Annotated in this window: 6 protein-coding genes; 4 read left to right on the top strand and 2 right to left on the bottom strand. The window is 57.5% G+C overall.

All coding sequences use genetic code 11. From position 1 onward, the window contains the following. The first annotated feature begins 235 nt into the window (after window positions 1–235). The 4 genes from psbH to LKE08_RS03355 all read left to right on the top strand — a co-directional run bounded on the left by psbH (window position 236) and on the right by LKE08_RS03355 (window position 1860). The gene (gene psbH, locus LKE08_RS03370) at window positions 236–439 is read left to right on the top strand and encodes a photosystem II reaction center phosphoprotein PsbH (RefSeq protein WP_324702782.1); all 204 of its coding nucleotides are present in this window, start codon (window positions 236–238) and stop codon (window positions 437–439) included. A gap of 93 nt (window positions 440–532) precedes the next feature. After that, window positions 533–778, top strand: a complete 246-nt coding sequence (locus LKE08_RS03365; RefSeq protein ID WP_324702781.1) for a TatA/E family twin arginine-targeting protein translocase — start codon at window positions 533–535, stop codon at window positions 776–778. A 91-nt stretch (window positions 779–869) separates the two neighbouring features. Continuing rightward, window positions 870–1469, top strand: coding sequence for an aminoacyl-tRNA hydrolase (gene pth, locus LKE08_RS03360; protein ID WP_324702780.1), 600 nt, complete (start codon window positions 870–872; stop codon window positions 1467–1469). A gap of 118 nt (window positions 1470–1587) precedes the next feature. After that, window positions 1588–1860, top strand: coding sequence for a DUF3146 family protein (locus LKE08_RS03355; RefSeq protein ID WP_324702779.1), 273 nt, complete (start codon window positions 1588–1590; stop codon window positions 1858–1860). A gap of 243 nt (window positions 1861–2103) precedes the next feature. On the opposite strand, the gene LKE08_RS03350 is transcribed toward LKE08_RS03355, so the two are convergent. Continuing rightward, complete coding sequence (locus LKE08_RS03350) at window positions 2104–2514, bottom strand: resolvase (RefSeq protein WP_324702783.1); 411 nt, start codon at window positions 2512–2514, stop codon at window positions 2104–2106. Next, window positions 2511–3986 carry a DUF3084 domain-containing protein gene (locus tag LKE08_RS03345; protein ID WP_324702778.1) on the bottom strand — a complete coding sequence of 492 codons (1476 nt, stop codon included), beginning with the start codon at window positions 3984–3986 and terminating at the stop codon, window positions 2511–2513. Before LKE08_RS03345 ends, LKE08_RS03350 begins: the two co-directional genes overlap by 4 nt. Window positions 3987–4132 lie beyond the last annotated feature (146 nt).

Raw genomic sequence — 4132 nt, 5'->3', positions numbered from 1 at the left:
GAACATACAGACAGTTATAAGGTTGGTCAGGGGTGCGCCCCTTATATTCATCCGAGGGGATGAAAACCTTACCGGGAAGTTATTTCAGGCATTTCAGCCCGATTTCGTTCCCGAACGAATCGCACTGCCCCTATCAGATTACCAAAAAATTGGGTCGAAAGCCCCGTTCTTTGAGGCCGACTTTGTGATAAACTCCAAAAAAAAGCGGTCAAGCGCATTCGATTAAAGGAGACCTATGGCACAAAGGACTTGGCTGGGCGATCGACTCAGACCCCTCAATTCCGAATACGGTAAAGTAGCCCCCGGCTGGGGAACCACCCCCCTGATGGCCGTTTTTATGGGGTTATTCTTCGTCTTTCTGCTGATCATCCTGCAGATCTACAACTCCTCGCTGATTCTGGAAAACGTGAGCGTGGACTGGGCTAACCTGACCCGCTAGGTGAGGGCGATGGGAGAGGCGGGGATTTGGATCTCCGCTCCCCCCGATGATTTGACGGGTGTCGAGGGCGATCGCACTATTGTTGGAGAGATCATGAATATTTTTGGCATCGGTTTACCGGAGATGGCCGTCATCCTGGTCGTCGCGCTTTTGATTTTCGGGCCGAAAAAGCTGCCCGAGATCGGCCGCAGTTTGGGAGAGGCAATTCGCAAGTTCCAAGATGCCTCCCAGGAATTTAAAAATGAATTTAATCGCGAAGCGGAACAACTCGAACAGGCGACGCGATCGCACCCCCCCAAGTCGGAGACGAACACCCGCAACGACCGGATGGCGGGTTAGGGACCGATCCCGCTCCGGGATTTGATCCGGTTTTCAGGGGAATTTCAACTTCCCCTGTTTTTTTGACCGATAATTTGACAAGACTTCCAAAATGGCTGCGATCCCCCAACTGATCGTGGGGTTGGGCAATCCCGGCTCCAAATACGAGCGCACGCGCCACAATATCGGATTCGACGCCCTGGATTTCCTGGCGCGGCGGTGGCAAATCCCGATGTCCGAAAACCGCCGCTTTCACGGCAGCTTCGGGACGGGCCGGGTGCGATCGTCCCCCGACCCCCTCTATTTCCTCAAGCCCGCGACCTACATGAACCGCTCCGGACAGGCGATCCGGGCCGTGGTGGACTGGTACAAACTCCCCCCCGAGTCCGTCTTCGTCATCTACGACGAGATGGATCTGCCCGTGGGCCGGCTGCGGATGCGCCTCTCCGGTTCGGCGGGGGGCCACAACGGCATGAAATCGGCGATCGCCCACCTGGGAACCCAAGAATTTCCCCGCCTGCGTTTGGGTATCGGCAAACCCGAAACGGCGGCGGACCGGGAAACGATTTCCCACGTCCTGGGCAAATTTTCCCCCGCCGAGCGCCCGGTGATGGACGAAGTGCTGCAACTGGTGGGAGAGGCGGTGGAATTGGCTTTGGAAGATGGGGTGGAAAAAGCGATGAGCCTCTACAATAATCGAAGTGTTTCTTGAGATCCCGCCTCGATATCGCCCGATACCCGAGGGTGGGATTTGTATCAAAGCTGACAGCCGAAAGCTGACAGCCGAGTGCTATTTTTGCCCTGCGATCGCATCAATCCAGGAGGTGCTTGTGACCCGTGCCGGAGGTCGTCTCCCCGAAACGACTGCCTATGTCCGAATCACCCGCCAGTCCTGGCAGGCCGGCATTCTGGAAGGGGATGTCAGCGCCGGGGACTATGCTTGGCAATTTCAGTGGCGATTCCGACAAAATAAAACCCTGATCGTCCGTCCCTCCCAGGGCCGCGCTTTAATTCAAGAACCCCTGGGGCGTTTCCTGGAAACTTGGGATTACCGACTCGAACCGGGGGGAGATTATTCGTTTACCATCCGCGCCCAGTTTTGATGGGGGGTCGGCGCGGTGAAAAGTGAAAAGTGAAAAGTGATATCAAGTCCGTTTGAATACTTACACAATCGTTCAAGAAAAGGCAATCGGCAAGAGGCAATCGGCAAAAGTTTGAAGCGGCTTCAGAAGATGGCACCCAGGAATCATAGCTGTTTGAGCGGACATGATCTGAAAAGTGAAAAGTTTTCCGGTTCTCGGTTTCCCGAGTGGAATCGGGAATTATCGATCGCGCTTCCGGTTTCTCTACTCCCGCGCTTTTTCCAGATTCCCGAGATACCGTTCCACCAGGACGATCGCCACGATATCATCGATCGCCCTCGGGGGGACGCGCATCCCCCGGGGGATGAGGTGAGACAGGCCCCGGGGGGGATACAGTTCCCAGTAGCGATCGCGGGCCTCCAGGGAACTGTAGCGCTCGTCAACCCAGACGATTTCCACCCCCGGGGGAAGAACCGCGGCGATTTTCGGTTTCCAGTCCCGGGAGGTGGTCTGATTGCCCATCACCACCAGATGAATCGGAAATTGGCGGCAGAGGGACTCTACGGTGGCGACGACCTCCGCCGCGGCCGCCACCCGGTGGTCTCGAACTCGGCCGTCGTCCCCCACCACCGCGACGCCGCACTTGTCCCGCCCCGGATCGAAGCCCAAAATCATCGCGGCCACACCTCCGCCCAATTGATATCGTCGAGTTCCCGATTCGCGTCCCGGGTGCTGAACACCACCTCGCCGTTGTGGCGGGCCAGCAAATCCACCTGCAGGGGGCCGATGGTGTAGGTGTCCCGGGATGCCACCGCCTGCAGTTCCACGGTTCGGTCATAGGTTTCCAACCGTTGGATGAAGGCGATCAGGGTTTCCATGCTGTCGTCCCCGACACGGATCGGGCCGTCGAGAACCCCCACGAAGCGGGCGCGAAAGCCGGAGGCATCCAGAAGTTGCTGGAGGTGCTGCTGGAGTTGTCCGGGGTCGAGGGTAGCCGGATTGACGGAGGTCCCCGCCACGATTTCCCCGTCGGTAAAGAGCAGTCGGTTGGGTTCGGCTTTGGTGTAGACCGCCACCCGCTTTTCCCCCACCAAATAATTGGCTGCCGCGATAATTTGGACGACGTGATCCCGGCCGTCGTCGATCTCGGCGATCAGTTCTTCCACTTCCGCTTTTGTAATTTGAATGACGCGATCGCCGCTGGCATTTTCATTGCCCAACTGCACGAAGTTGAGGGCGTTGCGGTTCGCCTCTTGCAGCAACTGATTCACCGCCTGCTCGGAGGTAGCCGGGTCGATGATCCGCACCAAACCGCTGGCGAGAATTTGACCGCGCTTGAGGGCGACACTCCCTTCCCGCAACAGTTGAAAATCTTCCCGCAACAGTTGAAAATCCTGCTCGGCCTCCGCTTTTTGTCGCTCCAACTTCTCCTGCTGGACTTCGAGATCGGCGAGGCGGGTTTCCCCCTCGGCAATCACCCGATCTTGCCGTTCGATTTCGCGATCGCGCTCCTCGATCTGAGCTTCCACGGTTTCCCGCTGTTCGATCAATTTCTCCCGTTCGGCTTGCAACTGTCCGATTTCCGTTTGAAGCTGCTTTTTTTGGGTCGAAACCCGGCTCAGTTGGGTTTCGATCGCCTCGAATTCGGCTTCGAGATCGGTTTTCGCCCGCTTCATCTGCTCGAGTTGCTCCTGAAGTTCCCCTAACTGTTCCTCGGTATTTTGGAGCCGACTCTGGGCCTGTTGGAGTTGGGCTTCGCGATCGCCGACCTGAACCTGGGTATCTTGTAAAGAGGCGTTGATCTCGTTGAGGCGGTTGACCGCCGCGAGCAGTTCGGCCTCGGCCTTCGTCAACTGCGTTTCCACCCGCTCCTTTTCGTCCTCGGTGCGGGTGAGATCCTTGCGGGCCTGGTTGAGCCGGTCTTGAATTTGGTCGATGGTGAACACCCCCCGGCGCAGGGGTTTGCTGGTGGCGAACAAAATAGCCAGGGTCAGTGCGGACAGGAGGGTGCCGGTGAAAACCGTCACCACGGCGGCCGTTTTCCGAGGCCGCATTTTAAACAGACTCAGGCGAGCTTTGCCGACCTTGGTCCCGAGGCGATCGCTGACGGTGGCGATCACCCCCCCCAAAGCCAGAATTGCAATCACAAAGATGAACCCAGCGGTCATATCAATTTCGGTGCTAGAGATCCGGATTCGCAGTCAACCCGTGTCGTTATTAGGGGTCGAGAGAGAAGTCACCTTCTCCCCCTCCCATTCAAAACCGTGCATGAGACTTTCACCTCACACGGCTC

The sequence above is a fragment of the Lyngbya sp. CCY1209 genome (assembly GCF_035615495.1).
Classification (GTDB): Bacteria; Cyanobacteriota; Cyanobacteriia; order Cyanobacteriales; family Microcoleaceae; genus Limnospira.
Note: the sequence above shows the minus strand (reverse complement) of the source record. Positions and strands in the feature narration are given on the sequence as shown.

What these genes read in the sequence shown, in the direction of transcription:
- psbH (WP_324702782.1), top strand. Translation starts at nt 236, where the DNA reads ATGGCACAAAGGACTTGGCTGGGCGATCGACTCAGACCCCTCAATTCC.
- LKE08_RS03365 (WP_324702781.1), top strand. Translation starts at nt 533, where the DNA reads ATGAATATTTTTGGCATCGGTTTACCGGAGATGGCCGTCATCCTGGTC.
- pth (WP_324702780.1), top strand. Translation starts at nt 870, where the DNA reads ATGGCTGCGATCCCCCAACTGATCGTGGGGTTGGGCAATCCCGGCTCC.
- LKE08_RS03350 (WP_324702783.1), bottom strand. Translation starts at nt 2,514, where the DNA reads ATGATTTTGGGCTTCGATCCGGGGCGGGACAAGTGCGGCGTCGCGGTG.